A 15,607-nucleotide genomic window follows, 5' to 3' on the forward strand; every position below is an offset into this window, starting at 1 on the left:
CCTAAGAGATTTTTTGTAGCAGATGCCGGCTTTCTCGCTGTGCGTCTGGGTCGTGGGCGCGGAGATGTGTTTTTGTGTCTTGGGGGAGGTCATGGCGGTGGTCACGGTGGCGGCAACGGTGGTGGCGGTAACAACGGTGGTGGTGGTAACAACGGTGGTGGTGGTAATAACGGTGGTGGTGGTAATAACGGTGGTGGTGACAATGGCGGTGGTGTTGATCCCGTTGGCGGCACTCCAAGTGTAACCCCAACCACAGTTCGTGGCGGTTTCTTTACTAGTAGTCCGGTATCCGGTACCTCGGATGGCGCAAAATGTAATCAGCCTGGTGCTTCCGGCTGTAACCGCTGATAATTTAATCGTATAGGTAATGTAGTCACAATGAGTTCAACAATGAGAGAAGGCCGTAATCTGAGCATTACGGCCTTTTTTTTGCGAAATGAATCAAGAAATTGAATCTCTCGCCGTAAATATATAAATGGCGGCAATATGCATCGCTTCTTATGCAGAAAGTCTCAAAGCCGTCTAACGTCATTAATGTAACTTATATGTATGTCAATTGTTTCCTGTGTGTAAATTGACGAATCAAAACTGTGGGCTATTCCAGACAACCATGAATTAACGGGGAGTTGCCATGCAAACTAACATCCGCAAGTTTATTTCTCTTCTTCCTTTATTGACGATAAGTTCTGCCTCTGCTCTTGCTGCAAACGGCGGCGTCATTCACTTTGTTGGGCAAATTGTTGAAACGCCCTGCGTATACCAACCCTCATCACAACAGATGCGTGTGAACTGCTATAACGCCAAGACGGGCAACACGGAACGGACCATCCCTATGAATGCCTTGTTACAGGGGCAGACAATCGTCAATGACACGAGTATCGCCCGTTTACAGTGGGTGGATCAGGCGAAAAAACTCGCAATCCTGAATGTGGAATACAAATAGTCCGAAACGAAATTGCGGTCAGCGTTGTCTATGGTAGACAATATGTTCTTCTTAGACAGAGGATAGTAAGCATGACCGAACGAATTCAACTGCTGCAGGGCGATATTACCCGTCTTGAGGTGGATGTGATTGTCAACGCCGCTAACCCTTCACTGATGGGTGGCGGTGGTGTCGACGGTGCCATCCACCGCGCAGCAGGCCCCTCGTTGCAAGAGGCTTGCGCCGTTGTGCGTCAGCAGCAGGGTACCTGCCCTCCGGGGCATGCGGTCATCACCCATGCGGGGGATCTGAAAGCGAAGGCGGTTATTCATACTGTAGGGCCGGTCTGGCAGGGTGGAGAAGAACACGAAGCTTCACTGTTAGAGCAGGCATACCGTAACAGTTTGCAGCTCGCGCTTGATAATGGCTATCACACGCTCGCGTTTCCGGCTATTTCAACGGGGGCATACGGCTATCCCCACGCTGCGGCAGTGGAAATTGCGGTGAACACCGTTGCCACTTTCTTGACTCGCCGTAGCCTGCCGGAAATCGTCTATTTTGTCTGTTTTGATGATGAGATGTTGAAGCTGTATCAGCAGCAAATTAGCCAGACCCGGATCCCGAGTCTGGCTAACGATGCTAACACTTAGCTGCCGGGCTTTGGGACTTGGCGTTCTTTTGCTGCGGCTTGCCCGAGAAAAGAAAACGTAGCAGCGGTATGCGCAAATGAATTTCGTAGAGCACGATTGCGCAGCCGACAACAAACAGCAGACCGGTCAGAAAACCGAGCGTATTTGAGCTGATGACCGGCATAATCCAAGCGCCGAAAAACAGCGTCAGCGGATGATGCACCAAATAGATAAATAAAGAAGCATTCACGAAATAGGTCACCCGTGCGGACTGGAAGTTCAGCAGGCGGTGACCGAACGAAAAGACCACATTAACCATCCACAGCCCCAGCACCATCGTAATCACATACTCTGTTTCATACATCCAAGCGTCGCCAGAACCGTAATGTTGGTTGGCAAGGTAGGCGATAAAACCTAGCAGCGCGGCAAACATGCACCAAGGGGAAGGGGTGGTAAACAGATCCTTTAGCCGTGGATGAATGAAGGCCAGTGCGCCAAGGATAAAGAACGGGATGTAAAATAGGGTCTGCATGACGACAAAGTTAAATAAGCCGTCGCTCAGAATGGGTGGGTAGGTGAGAAAAATCGTGCGACGAATAGCGGCGTAAACGACGCCCAGCAGCAGGAACATCAGCGTCAGCTTGCCCATCGACATATTATCGAAAAGATCTTCGCGCCTGCGCATTTGACGGCGACGCATCAGGCGAAATACCAGAATACCGATGGTAGTGAGTACCACCAGTACCAGCAAGAACCACAGATGCGACACTAATTCCCAGGCCAGCGTATTATATTTTTGATAGAAAGTGAGCGTATGCCAGGTTTCCGTCTTACCCTTTACATATTGCAGCATCAGAAACTGCGGTAGCGTCAGAAGCGGGATGGCGGTTAAGAGCGGGATACCGACGCGCTCCACGCGAACTTTCCACCACTTCTTAAGCGGATAGCGCAAAAAAAGCATATAGGAAAAATAGCCCGAAATAACAAAGAACACCTGCATGCGAAAGGCGTGAATAAAATCGTTGAACAGCGTTAACCACCAAGACGGTGATTCGCTGTTCATATGCCAGGTGTGGCTGGAGTAGAGCAGTGAGATGTGAAAGGGTATCCCCAAGAGCATCAGCCAAGCACGAATGGAGTCGAGGAAGTATTCACGCTGCGCGGGTTTGTTATTCATAGAGTTAAGTACGATTCTCGGACTAATCGCCTTACGAAACCAGACGATAAAGTTTACATTCGTTGGCAACCCTACACTAACTCTGGATACCTGTCTCTAGGATAAGCACGCAAAGTGCAAGGTGCAGTTAACGGTTGTTTATTCCATAAGCCACCGTACTGAACAATATGGGGATTATGTTGTCGGATTGCTTGAATTTCCAGTAAAATGGGAAGGATCGATTTAAGCACACAAAGGGGGAAGTGCTTAGTTATATGAAACATACACCACAGATGATGAAACTGCGTTGGTTAGGCGCAGCCGTAATGTTGTCCCTGTGTACTTCATCTGCATGGGCATTCACTATTGATGACGTTGCGAAGCAGGCTAAATCGCTGGCTGATAAGAGCTATGAAGCGCCGAAAAGCAACTTGCCATCCGTCTTCCGCGACATGAAATACGCGGACTACCAGCAAATCCAGTTCAACCACGATAAGGCGTACTGGAGCAAAATAAAGACCCCATTCAAACTTGAGTTTTACCATCAGGGTATGTATTTCGACACGCCGGTGACCATTAATGAAGTCACGGCGACTTCCGTGCGCAAAATTAAATATAGCCCGGACTATTTTACTTTTGGTGACGTACAGCATGATAAAGACACCGTGAAGGATCTTGGCTTCGCGGGCTTCAAAGTGCTTTATCCACTCAACAGCAAAGATAAAAACGACGAAATCGTCAGCATGCTTGGCGCGAGCTATTTCCGCGTTCTCGGTCAGGGGCAGGTTTACGGTTTGTCGGCGCGTGGTTTGGCAATCGATACGGCTCTGCCGTCCGGTGAAGAATTCCCTCGCTTCCGCGAATACTGGATTGAGCGCCCGAAAGCCAACGATAAGCGTCTAACTATTTATGCGCTGTTGGACTCCCCGCGTGCGACTGGTGCATACCGTTTCGTGGTGATGCCTGGCCGCGATACCGTGGTTGATGTGCAGACCAAAATCTATCTGCGCGATAAAGTGGGCAAGCTTGGCGTCGCTCCGTTGACCAGTATGTTCCTGTTCGGGCCAAACCAGCCGTCGCCGACGACAAACTTCCGCCCTGAACTGCACGACTCAAATGGCCTGTCGATTCATGCTGGCAACGATGAGTGGATCTGGCGCCCGCTGAACAACCCGAAACATTTGGCCGTTAGCAGCTTTGCGACCGAAAACCCACAAGGGTTTGGTCTGCTGCAGCGTGGCCGTCAGTTCTCTCGCTTTGAAGATCTGGATGACCGCTACGATCTGCGTCCTAGCGCTTGGATCACGCCAAAAGGGGATTGGGGCAAAGGTACCGTTGAGCTGGTAGAGATCCCAACCAACGATGAAACCAACGACAACATCGTAGCTTACTGGACGCCGGACAAGCTGCCAGCGGCTGGCAAAGAGATGAACTATAAGTACACCATCACCTTTACCCGCGATGAAGAAAAACTGCATGACGCTGATAGCGCGTATGTTATGCAGACCCGTCGTTCTACCGGTGATGTGAAACAGTCTAATCTGATTCGTCAGCCTGACGGCACGGTGGCATTCGTCGTCGACTTCACCGGCGCTGAAATGCGTAAGTTGCCGCAGGATACGGCGGTAACGGCGCAGACTAGCATTGGCGATAATGGTGAAATCGTTGAAAACAGCGTTCGCTACAACCCGGTGACTAAAGGTTGGCGCTTAACGCTGCGCGTGAAAGTGAAAGATGCGAAGAAAACCACTGAAATGCGCGCCGCGCTGGTCAATGCCGATCAGTCGCTGAGTGAAACCTGGAGCTATCAGCTGCCTGCAAATGAATAACACAACGAAGTATATCGACGCACTGTCGCTTACGGATGCAGAAAAAGCGGCGCTTCCTGATACGGATCTTCGTGCCGTTCATGAAGCGTTAGATGATGAACATCAGGCTTTTTCCCGTGATGACGACACGCCCCTAGCTTCCGTTAAGGCCCGGCTCGAGCAGAGCTGGCCTGACTCTTTGGGCGGCTCTCAACTGACCAAAGATGACGAAGGGCGTACCCAGTTGAAAGCGATGCCAAAGGCAACGCGTTCTTCTATGTTCCCTGACCCGTGGCGGACCAACCCGGTTGGTCGCTTCTGGGATCGTCTGCGCGGCCGTGATGTTACCCCGCGCTATCTTTCCCGCCTGACCAAAGAAGAGCAGGAACGTGAGGCCAAATGGCGTACGGTGGGGTCTATCCGCCGCTATACGCTGCTTATCCTCACGCTGGCCCAGACCGTCGTCGCCACGTGGTACATGAAAACCATCCTGCCGTATCAGGGATGGGCATTCATTAATCCGGCCGATATGGTGGGGCAGAACTTGTGGCTCTCCTTTATGCAACTGCTGCCTTATCTGTTGCAAACTGGGATCCTTATTCTGTTCGCCGTTCTGTTCTGTTGGGTTTCGGCCGGTTTTTGGACCGCTTTGATGGGCTTCCTACAGCTGCTTATTGGGCGGGATAAATACAGCATTTCTGCCTCAACGGTAGGGGATGAGCCGCTCAATCCGGAACACCGGACGGCGCTCATCATGCCTATCTGTAACGAAGATGTCTCCCGCGTGTTCGCCGGTCTGCGTGCGACCTGGGAGTCGGTTAAAGCGACCGGTCAGGAAAAACACTTTGATGTGTATATTCTGAGCGATAGCTACAACCCAGACATCTGCGTGGCGGAACAAAAGGCGTGGATGGAGCTTATCGCAGAAGTGCAGGGCGAAGGTCAGATCTTCTATCGCCGTCGTCGTCGTCGCGTGAAGCGTAAAAGCGGTAACATCGATGACTTCTGCCGTCGTTGGGGTAACCAGTATAGCTACATGGTGGTGCTGGACGCCGACTCCGTTATGTCCGGTGACTGTCTGACTAACCTTGTGCGCCTGATGGAAGCGAACCCGAACGCAGGGATCATCCAGTCTTCACCACGCGCCTCCGGGATGGACACCCTGTATGCGCGCTGTCAGCAGTTTGCGACGCGCGTTTATGGGCCGCTGTTTACCGCAGGTCTGCACTTCTGGCAGTTGGGTGAATCCCACTACTGGGGCCACAACGCCATTATCCGCGTGAAGCCGTTTATTGAGCACTGTGCGCTGGCGCCGTTACCGGGTGACGGTAACTTTGCTGGGTCGATTCTGTCGCATGACTTCGTTGAAGCTGCGCTGATGCGCCGTGCAGGGTGGGGCGTATGGATTGCGTACGATCTCCCTGGCTCCTATGAAGAGTTGCCGCCGAACCTGCTGGACGAACTCAAGCGTGACCGCCGCTGGTGTCAGGGTAACCTGATGAACTTCCGCCTGTTCCTAGTTAAAGGGATGCACCCGGTACACCGTGCGGTGTTCCTGACCGGCGTGATGTCCTACCTCTCCGCGCCGCTGTGGTTTATGTTCTTAGCCCTGTCGACGGCGTTGCAGGTGGTGCATGCCTTGACCGAGCCGCAATACTTCTTGCAGCCGCGTCAATTGTTCCCGGTTTGGCCGCAGTGGCGTCCTGAGCTAGCCATTGCTCTGTTCGCCTCAACGATGGTGCTGCTGTTCCTGCCGAAACTGCTCAGTATTATTCTGGTGTGGTGCAAAGGCTCGAAAGAGTACGGCGGCTTTATTCGCGTGACGATTTCTCTGCTGCTCGAAGTACTGTTCTCAGTCCTGCTGGCGCCGGTGCGTATGCTGTTCCATACCGTGTTTGTGGTCAGTGCGTTCCTCGGCTGGGAAGTGGTCTGGAACTCGCCGCAGCGTGATGATGACTCTACGCCGTGGAGCGAAGCGTTCATGCGTCATGGCTCGCAGTTGCTGCTGGGTCTGGTATGGGCAGTTGGTATGGCGTGGCTCGATCTGCGCTTCCTGTTCTGGCTGGCGCCTATCGTCTTCTCGTTGATCCTCTCGCCGTTTGTGTCGGTCGTTTCAAGCCGTGCAACCAATGGCTTGCGCACTAAACGCTGGAATCTGTTCTTGATCCCTGAAGAGTACAGCACGCCTAAAGTGTTGGCGGATACGGAGTCCTACCTCAAGCTTAACCGTGAGCGGATCTTGGACGATGGCTTTATGCATGCGGTGTTTAACCCATCATTCAATGCCTTGGCAACGGCGATGGCTACCGCGCGTCACCGCAGCAGCCACGTGCTGGAGATCGCCCGCGATCGTCACGTTGAGCAGGCGTTAAACGATCTTCCGGATAAACTTAACCGCGATCGTCGTCTGGTGCTGTTGAGCGATCCGGTAACGCTTTCTCGTTTGCACTACCGTGTTTGGGCAGCCCCGGAGAAATATTCTTCGTGGGTGGCTGAGTACAACAAGCTGACGATGAACCCGCTGGCGCTAAAAGCTAACTAGCACGGAGTCTCCCCGGCCAAGCGAAGCGGCGCTGGGGAGGTTCTGAGTGAATAAAAGCTGAAAAGAAATACCGACATTCTTTGCCGGTATTTTTTTGTCTTTTAAATGAGGAAAAATGACGTGATAAGAATGATGCTGGTAGCCGCCATGGTCATGGTGCTGAGCGGATGCGGCAGCATTATCAGCCGGACGATACCGGGACAAGGCCACGGCAACCAGTACTATCCCGGTGTGCAATGGGATCTACGTGATTCAGCTTGGCGCTATGTCACCATCCTTGACCTGCCATTTTCGCTAGTGTTCGATACCCTGTTGCTGCCAATTGATGCCAGCCACGGGCCTTACGAATAACTAGCGTTCATCCCACTCATCGGCTGCCGTCTGGCCCTCTTCGGTGTCCAGTGAGGGTTCGAGCTGATACTCACCCTCATCCCACTCGTGCAGCGTATTCTCTTCAATCCATTCTTGGCGAAGCTCAACTTCGTCGAAGTCGCCGTCAAATACGCTTTGGGCAGCTTCGCCTGTCAGCATCGGTAGGCACTCACCTTCTCCGTCCTCATCGGCAAAGAACTCAGCCTGCCACATAATGTCGCCGTCTTGTTGAACGTACTTTTGCATATTGAACTGCTGTACGTCCGCGTCACCTTCCTCAAGGCCGGGATTATCGGCTAGGAACATTTCGCGTGCCGCATCAATAGCTTCTTCGAGGGTGGCGTATAAAGTCATCTCAACTCCCTGCAATATGATGGGTATTCAGGAAAATAATAGCTGAACTTTTCGGTTGTACACGCCCGGGTTTTGAAATTACCTAAACCAGCGGGCAAGGGACGCTAAGTGCGGGAAGGAACCGCGCGACGACGTAGGCTAATGCCGGTGTAAACTGCGTTAATTAATACCACCAACGCGGTCACGCAAAACACGGCGCGGAAACCATAGCTTGCCGAAACAGCAGCGCCGATAAGCGGGCCGGTAACGTTGCCAATATCACGAAAGGATTGGTTGTAGCTGAAAATTCGGCCGGCAATTTGATTACTTGAATTGTAAACCAACAACGTCTGCACTGCGGGAAGCAGTGCGCCATCGGCAGCGCCAAGCAAGAAGCGCAAAACGCCCAGTTGCCAGGGCGTTTGGACAAATGACATGGGGATTAGTAACAGTACGGAGACTATAAGCGCCACGATCAGAATTTTTTCCGGGCCGATACGGTCGCCTAGCTTGCCCAAGCGCGGCGCGCACAGTAACGCGGCAACGCCGGGCACTGAGGCTATCATGCCGCTGATAAAGGCAATATTGCTGATATTCCCCGCAAGATCCCGCACGTACAGCGTTAGGATCGGGGCTATCGAACCCGTAGCGACTTGAATGATCAAGGTGGTGACGAACAGGCTCAGCACCAGTTCACGATTTTTGAGGGAACCGAACACTTCTTTCACGTGCAGCATCTCCTTCTTGGAGACCGGCGTGAACTGTTCGCGGATAAAGAAGAGGGTGAGGATAAAGCAAAGAAACAGCACCGCCGCGGTCATGAAGAAGACCGGTCGCAGGCCATAATTATCGGCGAGAAAACCCCCAGCAAGCGGGCCTAATAGCGCGCCGCTGACCGCGCCGGTGGATAATGTCCCCAGCGCCCAGCCGCTTTTATGGCGGGGAATTTGCGTGGCAATTAGGGCATTGGCATTGGGAATAAAACCGCCCAGCAGCCCAAGCAGCGCGCGCAGGACTAAAAACTGCCAAATATTCTGCGCCAGCCCCATTAACAGCATGACGATCCCCATGCCCAACGCCGAGCGCAGTAGCATGATTTTACGCCCTTTGCGGTCGGCTAGCCCGCCCCACAACGGAGACGCTATGGCGGAAAATAAAAAGGTAATGCTGAATACTAGCCCGGACCACATATTGAGTTCGCTATGGCCCGTTACGCCGAGTTGTTCCACATACAGCGGGAGAAAAGGCATTACGAGGCTGAATGCGGCGCCGGTTAAAAAACAGCCGAACCACACCACGGTGAGATTGCGCTTCCAGTTGATGGGGGCATCTGAGGGTTGCATAGGATTCCGCAGGCAAAATGTCACAAAATAAAGTGATTGATATATAAGCCTGCTAATTATGCGCTTGTGTCGCTATCGTCGCAATGTGGGGAGCTTTTAAAGCTAAAACAATAAACGCGCAACCGGGGCTGCGCGTTTATTGTGTCAGTAGCGAGAGGGAACACCTTCAGGCCGCGTTTTAAAGCGACGGTGCAGCCACATATACTGCTCGGGTGCCATCATGATGCACTGCTCGATAACCTTGTTCATCCACGTGGCGGTGGTTTCGGCATCATCAAGCGGTGGATGACATTCAGGGGGCAGGATTATCAGCTCATAGCCTTTACCATCTGGCTTGCGACGCGGCACAAACGGTACGACACAGGCCTTAGACATTTTTGCCAACATCCAAGTTCCTGAAGTCGTGGCAGCATCTTTCACCGCAAACAAGGGCGCAAATACGCTGGCGCGTGGGCCGTAGTCGTGATCCGGGGCATACCAGATGATTTCGCCATTTTTCAGCGCTCTAACCATCCCTTTGAGATCTTTACGGTCGATCATGTCTTTATTGGAACGCATGCGTCCCCAGGTTTGTAACAGATCGATGACCGGATTATCGTTCGGGCGGTAAACGCCGATACCGGGGTTATGAATGCCGAACATCCGCGCCCCGATTTCGAGGGTCAGGAAGTGAATACCGATGAGTAACACGCCCCGCCCAGATTCCTGCACTGCGCGAATATGCTCAAGGCCGCTGGCATCCATCCAGCGATTCATCCTCTCGGTTGACCAGAACCAAGCAATGCCGGTTTCAATGACACCCATGCCAACCGATTCAAAATTCTTAATTGCCATTTGATGGCGTTCCGCTTCGCTCATCTGCGGGAAACACAGTTCAAGATTACGATAGGCGATTTTGGCGCGGCGCTTCATGACGCGCATAGCGAAGCGGCCCAACGCATTTCCTAACCGGTAAAGAACCGGATAAGGCAGTTGGACGACTAGCCAGAGCAGGCCTACGCCCATCCATAGAAGCCAGTAGCGGGGATGCAGCAAAGCGGCGCTGAATTTGGGTAACTGGGTCATGTCTTTCCTGTTGTTATAAGCAACGACTTCTATTGTCGCATTTTTTTTCGGTCATCCAAAACGGCCAGCTCTTAACTGGCGTAAAACTAGACGATCGTGTCGTGAAACATCAACAATGGTGATGAAAATGTAGCGCAAAATGTGGGGATGTAAATTAGCAGTGATTGCTATATCATGCGGCCGTTTATGAATAAACCTAACCACCCATTCAATTTTGCAGGATAAGAACACCATGCCAGTGTTGCACAACCGCATTTCGAATGAGACGCTGAAAGCGCAGATGCTGGCGGAAACTGAGCCACGCACCACCATCTCATTCTATAAGTATTTCACCATTGTTGACCCAAAAGCAACGCGTGACGCGCTGTACGTCGCGCTGTCGGCGCTGAATGTCTTTGGCCGCGTCTATCTCGCCCGTGAAGGGATTAATGCGCAGATAAGCGTCCCGGCAAGCAAGGTTGATGCGTTACGCGAGTGTCTGAATGGCTTCGACCCTGCGCTGAAAAATCTGCGCCTTAACATTGCGCTGGACGACGACGGTAAATCATTCTGGGTGCTGCGCATGAAAGTGCGTGAGCGTATCGTTGCCGACGGCATTGTCGATGCCACCTTTGACGCCAGCGACGTGGGCGATTATCTCAAGGCCGCAGAGGTCAATGCGATGTTGGATGACCCGGATGCGGTATTTATCGACATGCGTAACCACTACGAATATGAAGTGGGCCATTTTGAACAGGCGCTGGAAATCCCTGCAGATACGTTCCGCGAGCAGTTGCCGAAAGCGGTCGAGATGATGCAGGAGCATAAAGACAAAAAAATTGTGATGTATTGCACCGGCGGCATTCGCTGCGAAAAAGCCAGCGCTTGGATGAAGCACAACGGCTTTAAGCAGGTCTGGCATATCGAAGGCGGCATTATCGAATATGCGCGTCGCGCGCGTGAGCAGGGGCTTCCGGTGCGTTTTATCGGCAAGAACTTTGTTTTTGACGAGCGTATGGGCGAACGCATTTCTGACGAAATTATTGCGCATTGTCACCAGTGCGGCACCCTATGCGACAGCCACACCAACTGCTTGAATGACGGTTGCCATCTGCTGTTTATCCAATGCCCATCTTGTGCTGAAAAATATGATGGTTGCTGCAGCGAAGCCTGTCAGGAAGAGCATAAGTTACCGGAAGAAGAACAACGTTTACGTCGCGCCGGGCGTGAAAATGGCAATAAGATCTTCAATAAATCCCGCGGTCGCCTGAATACTCGATTGGGTATTCCAGACCCGGAAAAAACCGATAGCTAACTGAAATAGAGATAAGCGATGTCAATCGCCGCCAGCAGTAACCAGAGCATGAGATAAAGCATCAGGTGTTCGCGAATATTGTTGATAAGGTAGTTGAACAGGCGACGCATAGCTTTCTCAATTGAACGGCCCCGATTAATCGGGGCCGTTTTGTTTTAGTGATTAAAACGGCCTAGCACGAACGGGCTTAGGTCAAATGCCGGCGTCTGCTGTTGGGCAAACTGAGCGGCAATTTCGCCGAGCACTGTGGCAAACTTGAAGCCGTGACCGCTGAGACCGCCGATAAACAGAACATCCGGTTGGCCGGGCAGGGTGTCGATAATAAAATCTTCGTCGGGTGAATTATCATAAGTGCAGGCTGCGCCGTGCAAACATCCGCCGATTCCTGGCAGAATTTGTCGCAGGAAACTAAAGGCTTCCGAACCATCGGTAGCGACATTGCCAAACGCTTTACGCTCTTCAGGGCTGCTGATCACCTGACCGCCGTTGTGCTTACCGATTTTGAGCTCATTTTCCACTGCTGGGAAGCCGTAGAACTGGTCACCGTTGGCAAGCTCGCCGGTAAAGGCGGGGAAATTATTCTTTTTACTGTAGCGACCGTCGGCTTGAAACCAGGCAAACACTTTGCGCACTGGCTGAATAGGCAGCTCAGGATAAAACTGTTTGACCCAGGTGCCCGCCGTCAGCAGCAGTTTCTTCCCGCGCCAGCTGCCTTCCGATGTTTCAATCGTCACGCCGTCGGCATCGCTTTGAATAGCGGTGACCGGACAGTTAAACAGCTGCGCGCAGCCAGCATCTTTGGCCATCGCAATCAGCGTTTTGACTGCCAGCTCGCTTTTGAGCACGCCGGCGTCAGGTTCAAAAATAGCGTGGTAGTCGCTGGGCACGGTGATTTCCGGCCAGCGTTTCATCACCGCCGCGGCATCAAGATGCTCAACCGGCAGCGAAAACTGAGCCGCGCTGTGTGCGGCAGTCTTAAGAAACTCAGAATTTGCAGGGCCAAGGTTAACGACGCCGCTGCGTTCAAAGAGCTCTTCACCGCTGGTAGCGGCAAGTTCGTCCCATAATGCCTGAGCGCGCAGGACCAAAGGCACGTATTTTTCGCCTTCGCCGTAGGCATGGCGCATAAGGCGGGTATCGCCGTGATGGCTACCCTGTTGGTGCGGTGGCATATGGGCGTCGGTCATCAGGACGTTGAGTCCCGCTTTTCGGGCGTAATAACCTGCCGCAGCGCCGACAGAGCCGCTGCCAATAATAATAAGATCGTATTGCATAGTCTTTCCTGACACGATGATAAGGCGCGAAACAGTGACCTGTAGAGTAATTAACCCACCGTGGTTATACAAGGGCACAAATAATTAAGGCACCCGTAGGTGCCTGTTGGCGCTTAATTCGCGGAAAGTATCGGCATCAATGCCTTCGATACTCGTTGACCTGATAATCACCCGACTCAATTTTGGCGATTCCGGCTTCCAGAATAGATATAAACTGACGTGCGACGTCCGTCGTTAACCATAGCGTCTGGCCAACTTCTGCTTCTTTATTGCTCGATTCACTGGGGTCTTGGTAGTGCAGGCGCAACATCAGCGCGTCGTAGCTATCTACGGTGCTGATGTCCCATCCAACGAGGGGATGGGTCTGGATGACTTCATTATTCTTTTCCATCATAACCCCTTATGTACGTGTTAAAAGACAACAACTCTCGAGGTTAATGCAATTTTTTGTGAAGCTTTATCAGTATACAACAATTCAATAAATACTCGAGAATTGAAATCAAAAGCAACATAAATTCCTGAGCAGATTGTTGTTTGCACAATAAACAACCATTGTGATGATTATTTTTGCGACTAATCTAAAATATGGGGGTTATGGACGGGGATAACAAGCAGATAAAGATGAAAAAAAGCCGGGGCGACCCGGCAAAAACACAATGTTTGAACAAGGGTTAATCGGTAATAAACCAGTCGTCTGCGCTCTCCCAGGTCTCTTGCAGAATTTCGGTGATGCGCTCTTTATCTTCTTTAATGCCACCGATAACGGAAAGGTTGTTGCTCGCGGCGTAGCGCACGCTGACGCTGCCTCCGCTGTCGGGAAATTGGTCGTTGATACGGCGGGAAAGTTCGTCTGCCAGCGCGTCTAAGGCACCGGCGGGCAGCACGGTGGTTTTTGCAACAGTGACTTCAATACGCATAATTGCCCCCTGTGTAATATACTGTATGTTTATACAGTTACATTTGAGTTTTTACAACAGGGGGCGCGATTTTATTTTTTAACTGTCCAGCGCAGCGTTTCACCGGCAAGGAACGGCACTAGGGTATCGTCGCTCAGGGCAATGCTTTCTTCCACGAGGCTGTCTTCGCGTACCAGTTCGACAAAGCCATCGTTAACCGGCAAACCATAGAAGCGCGGGCCGTTTAGCGAGCAGAAGGCTTCCAGATGTTCCAGCGCATTCATCTCTTCAAACACCGTTGCGTAGCTACCCAGCGCGGTCGGGGCATTAAAGCACCCAGCGCAACCGCAACTGGCTTCTTTACGGTGACGGGCATGCGGCGCCGAGTCGGTGCCAAGGAAGGCGCGGGTAAAGCCACTGGCGACCAGTTCACGCAGCGCCTGCTGGTGAACGTTACGCTTGAGGATCGGCAGGCAGTACAGATGTGGGCGCACGCCACCGACCAGCATATGGTTGCGGTTAAACATCAGGTGTTGCGGGGTAATGGTGGCAGCGATCAGTTCATTACCGTCGCGCACATATTCTGCCGCGTCTTTGGTAGTGATATGCTCGAACACCACTTTCAGGCCCTGTAGGCGCTGGCGCAGCGGCTCCATGACGGTATCAATAAAGCGCGCTTCGCGGTCGAAAATATCGATATCCGCGTGGGTGACTTCGCCATGAACCAGCAGCGGCATGCCTAGCTTTTCCATACGCTCAAGCACCGGCATGATAGCATCGGTGCTGGTGACACCGTGGCTGGAGTTCGTGGTGGCGTTGGCCGGATACAGTTTGGCAGCAGTAAATACGCCTTCGTTGAAGCCGCGCTCAAGTTCGTTAGGATCTAACGTATCGGTTAAATAACAGGTCATCAGCGGGGTGAAATCATGCCCGGCAGGTACCGCGTCGAGAATACGTTGGCGATAAGCGATAGCCGCATCCACGGTGGTGATTGGCGGAACCAGATTCGGCATGATAATCGCGCGGCCATACAGTTCGCTGGTGTACGGAACGACGGTTTTCAGCATCTCGCCATCGCGAAGATGAATATGCCAGTCGTCTGGGCGGCGAATTTTCACAACTTGAGGTAATGCGGTCATTTGAGGCTCCGGCTGGTGGAATTGCAGTCATTTTTGCCGGGCACTAAGGATAAGCGTAAACGTTTCCCTTTGCATCCTTTTCCGCAAAAATTGTTTGCGGCGGTATGGGGAATGGGGAGAGGTTGCCCGGCGAGCGTCGCGCCACCGGGCAATCGGCAGGATGAATCAGTTAGTGAACGGAATAATAATTTCGCCCGGCTTCACTTCAATCCCTTTAGCGTACTTTTTGGCCAGCGCTTCGCCCTGGCTGGCATCTTCCTTCAGCACATAGGCGGGTTGTTTATTGAAGTAGGTGCGCAGCGATTGATTCAGGTAAGGAATGAGCGTCTGCACCACCGACTGCATTTTTTCCGGGGTGACCTTCGCACTCTGCACTTCCATCTCCTGCAGATAAATTGCGCCCTGTTCCTGGTTGAATACCGGCAGTGCTTTTAGCGTCAGCACAATGTTGGCTTTCTGGCTGCCAAACAGTGAGTTCAAATCCAGTTTCGCATCGCCGCTGAGCGTGATTTTATTCGGTTCTTCACGACCAATGGCGCTGGTCAGGTTGTTGAGGACAATATGTGCGTCGGCGACGCCGGGAAGCCCGATATCTTTGGAGAAATTATTCCGCTTTTGCAGCGCCTGATTAATCTCCTGCTCACTTACCGAATACTGCGTAAGCTGATTACAGCCGACAACCAGACCGCTGACGATCAGGGCGGCAATGACAAACAATTTATTCATGGGGTTCCTCAACGAAATACGCGTGTTCATCCTGACTAAGAGCAGCATACGCTGTCAGTGACTTTGTGACAGCGGAAAAGGCTGAAAGTGCGGCAAACAGGCGAAATC

17 protein-coding genes are annotated in these 15,607 nt (G+C 52.2%); 7 read left to right on the top strand and 10 right to left on the bottom strand.

The window, feature by feature from the left end:
- Positions 1–91: 91 nt before the first annotated feature.
- From AB4K05_RS06485 to ymdB, 3 genes are all read left to right on the top strand, one after another.
- A complete protein-coding gene (locus AB4K05_RS06485; RefSeq protein WP_368479180.1) occupies positions 92–244 on the top strand; it encodes a hypothetical protein in 153 nt (50 codons plus the stop codon).
- A gap of 387 nt (positions 245–631) precedes the next feature.
- Entirely contained in the window at positions 632–943 is a 312-nt protein-coding gene (locus AB4K05_RS06490) for a hypothetical protein (protein WP_368479181.1), read from the top strand.
- Between the two features lie 71 nt (positions 944–1,014).
- Entirely contained in the window at positions 1,015–1,572 is a 558-nt protein-coding gene (gene ymdB / locus AB4K05_RS06495) for an O-acetyl-ADP-ribose deacetylase (protein WP_368479182.1), read from the top strand.
- Here ymdB and mdoC read toward each other — a convergent pair.
- Positions 1,562–2,728, bottom strand: coding sequence for a glucans biosynthesis protein MdoC (gene mdoC / locus AB4K05_RS06500; protein ID WP_368479183.1), 1,167 nt, complete (start codon positions 2,726–2,728; stop codon positions 1,562–1,564). The genes ymdB and mdoC overlap by 11 nt on opposite strands.
- Positions 2,729–3,000: 272 nt before the next feature.
- On the opposite strand from mdoC, the gene mdoG reads away from it, so the two are divergent.
- The 3 genes from mdoG to AB4K05_RS06515 all read left to right on the top strand — a co-directional run bounded on the left by mdoG (position 3,001) and on the right by AB4K05_RS06515 (position 7,408).
- Positions 3,001–4,536: a glucans biosynthesis protein MdoG gene (gene mdoG, locus AB4K05_RS06505; protein ID WP_368479707.1), complete on the top strand. Its 1,536-nt coding sequence runs from the start codon at positions 3,001–3,003 to the stop codon at positions 4,534–4,536.
- Complete coding sequence (gene mdoH / locus AB4K05_RS06510; RefSeq protein ID WP_368479184.1) at positions 4,529–7,057, top strand: glucans biosynthesis glucosyltransferase MdoH; 2,529 nt, start codon at positions 4,529–4,531, stop codon at positions 7,055–7,057. The genes mdoG and mdoH overlap by 8 nt, the downstream gene beginning before the upstream one ends.
- 123 nt (positions 7,058–7,180) lie before the next feature.
- A complete protein-coding gene (locus tag AB4K05_RS06515; protein ID WP_368479708.1) occupies positions 7,181–7,408 on the top strand; it encodes a YceK/YidQ family lipoprotein in 228 nt (75 codons plus the stop codon).
- Here AB4K05_RS06515 and AB4K05_RS06520 read toward each other — a convergent pair whose 3' ends face one another.
- The 3 genes from AB4K05_RS06520 to AB4K05_RS06530 all read right to left on the bottom strand — a co-directional run bounded on the left by AB4K05_RS06520 (position 7,409) and on the right by AB4K05_RS06530 (position 10,170).
- Complete coding sequence (locus tag AB4K05_RS06520) at positions 7,409–7,783, bottom strand: MysB family protein (protein ID WP_368479185.1); 375 nt, start codon at positions 7,781–7,783, stop codon at positions 7,409–7,411.
- 104 nt (positions 7,784–7,887) lie between these two features.
- Entirely contained in the window at positions 7,888–9,105 is a 1,218-nt protein-coding gene (mdtG, locus tag AB4K05_RS06525; RefSeq protein ID WP_368479186.1) for a multidrug efflux MFS transporter MdtG, read from the bottom strand.
- Between the two features lie 144 nt (positions 9,106–9,249).
- Positions 9,250–10,170, bottom strand: coding sequence for a Kdo(2)-lipid IV(A) acyltransferase (locus tag AB4K05_RS06530; RefSeq protein WP_368479187.1), 921 nt, complete (start codon positions 10,168–10,170; stop codon positions 9,250–9,252).
- Positions 10,171–10,402: 232 nt separating this feature from the next.
- Between AB4K05_RS06530 and AB4K05_RS06535 the strand changes: the two genes are divergently transcribed.
- Positions 10,403–11,464, top strand: a complete 1,062-nt coding sequence (locus tag AB4K05_RS06535; RefSeq protein ID WP_368479188.1) for a rhodanese-related sulfurtransferase — start codon at positions 10,403–10,405, stop codon at positions 11,462–11,464.
- Here AB4K05_RS06535 and AB4K05_RS06540 read toward each other — a convergent pair.
- From AB4K05_RS06540 to AB4K05_RS06565, 6 genes are all read right to left on the bottom strand, one after another.
- Complete coding sequence (locus AB4K05_RS06540; RefSeq protein WP_368479189.1) at positions 11,461–11,574, bottom strand: DUF2770 family protein; 114 nt, start codon at positions 11,572–11,574, stop codon at positions 11,461–11,463. The genes AB4K05_RS06535 and AB4K05_RS06540 overlap by 4 nt on opposite strands.
- 45 nt (positions 11,575–11,619) lie before the next feature.
- Complete coding sequence (gene solA, locus AB4K05_RS06545; protein ID WP_368479190.1) at positions 11,620–12,738, bottom strand: N-methyl-L-tryptophan oxidase; 1,119 nt, start codon at positions 12,736–12,738, stop codon at positions 11,620–11,622.
- Between the two features lie 136 nt (positions 12,739–12,874).
- On the bottom strand, positions 12,875–13,129 hold the full coding sequence (gene bssS, locus AB4K05_RS06550) for a biofilm formation regulator BssS (protein WP_368479191.1): 255 nt from the start codon (positions 13,127–13,129) through the stop codon (positions 12,875–12,877).
- A 280-nt stretch (positions 13,130–13,409) separates the two neighbouring features.
- Positions 13,410–13,655: a DNA damage-inducible protein I gene (gene dinI, locus AB4K05_RS06555; protein WP_368479192.1), complete on the bottom strand. Its 246-nt coding sequence runs from the start codon at positions 13,653–13,655 to the stop codon at positions 13,410–13,412.
- A gap of 71 nt (positions 13,656–13,726) precedes the next feature.
- Positions 13,727–14,773 (bottom strand): dihydroorotase, encoded by a 1,047-nt coding sequence (pyrC, locus tag AB4K05_RS06560; protein ID WP_368479193.1) that lies wholly within the window; start codon positions 14,771–14,773, stop codon positions 13,727–13,729.
- Positions 14,774–14,938: 165 nt separating this feature from the next.
- Entirely contained in the window at positions 14,939–15,499 is a 561-nt protein-coding gene (locus AB4K05_RS06565; RefSeq protein ID WP_368479194.1) for a lipoprotein, read from the bottom strand.
- Positions 15,500–15,607 lie beyond the last annotated feature (108 nt).

This window comes from Kluyvera sp. STS39-E, from assembly GCF_040932435.1.
Lineage (GTDB): Bacteria > Pseudomonadota > Gammaproteobacteria > Enterobacterales > Enterobacteriaceae > Kluyvera.

Coding starts and splice junctions, on each gene's coding strand:
- AB4K05_RS06535 (WP_368479188.1), top strand. CDS start 10,403: ATGCCAGTGTTGCACAACCGCATTTCGAATGAGACGCTGAAAGCGCAG.
- bssS (WP_368479191.1), bottom strand. CDS start 13,129: ATGGAAAAGAATAATGAAGTCATCCAGACCCATCCCCTCGTTGGATGG.
- mdoC (WP_368479183.1), bottom strand. CDS start 2,728: ATGAATAACAAACCCGCGCAGCGTGAATACTTCCTCGACTCCATTCGT.
- mdoG (WP_368479707.1), top strand. CDS start 3,001: ATGATGAAACTGCGTTGGTTAGGCGCAGCCGTAATGTTGTCCCTGTGT.
- mdtG (WP_368479186.1), bottom strand. CDS start 9,105: ATGCAACCCTCAGATGCCCCCATCAACTGGAAGCGCAATCTCACCGTG.
- AB4K05_RS06565 (WP_368479194.1), bottom strand. CDS start 15,499: ATGAATAAATTGTTTGTCATTGCCGCCCTGATCGTCAGCGGTCTGGTT.
- pyrC (WP_368479193.1), bottom strand. CDS start 14,773: ATGACCGCATTACCTCAAGTTGTGAAAATTCGCCGCCCAGACGACTGG.
- solA (WP_368479190.1), bottom strand. CDS start 12,738: ATGCAATACGATCTTATTATTATTGGCAGCGGCTCTGTCGGCGCTGCG.
- AB4K05_RS06540 (WP_368479189.1), bottom strand. CDS start 11,574: ATGCGTCGCCTGTTCAACTACCTTATCAACAATATTCGCGAACACCTG.
- dinI (WP_368479192.1), bottom strand. CDS start 13,655: ATGCGTATTGAAGTCACTGTTGCAAAAACCACCGTGCTGCCCGCCGGT.
- AB4K05_RS06520 (WP_368479185.1), bottom strand. CDS start 7,783: ATGACTTTATACGCCACCCTCGAAGAAGCTATTGATGCGGCACGCGAA.
- AB4K05_RS06530 (WP_368479187.1), bottom strand. CDS start 10,170: ATGACCCAGTTACCCAAATTCAGCGCCGCTTTGCTGCATCCCCGCTAC.
- ymdB (WP_368479182.1), top strand. CDS start 1,015: ATGACCGAACGAATTCAACTGCTGCAGGGCGATATTACCCGTCTTGAG.
- mdoH (WP_368479184.1), top strand. CDS start 4,529: ATGAATAACACAACGAAGTATATCGACGCACTGTCGCTTACGGATGCA.
- AB4K05_RS06485 (WP_368479180.1), top strand. CDS start 92: ATGGCGGTGGTCACGGTGGCGGCAACGGTGGTGGCGGTAACAACGGTG.
- AB4K05_RS06490 (WP_368479181.1), top strand. CDS start 632: ATGCAAACTAACATCCGCAAGTTTATTTCTCTTCTTCCTTTATTGACG.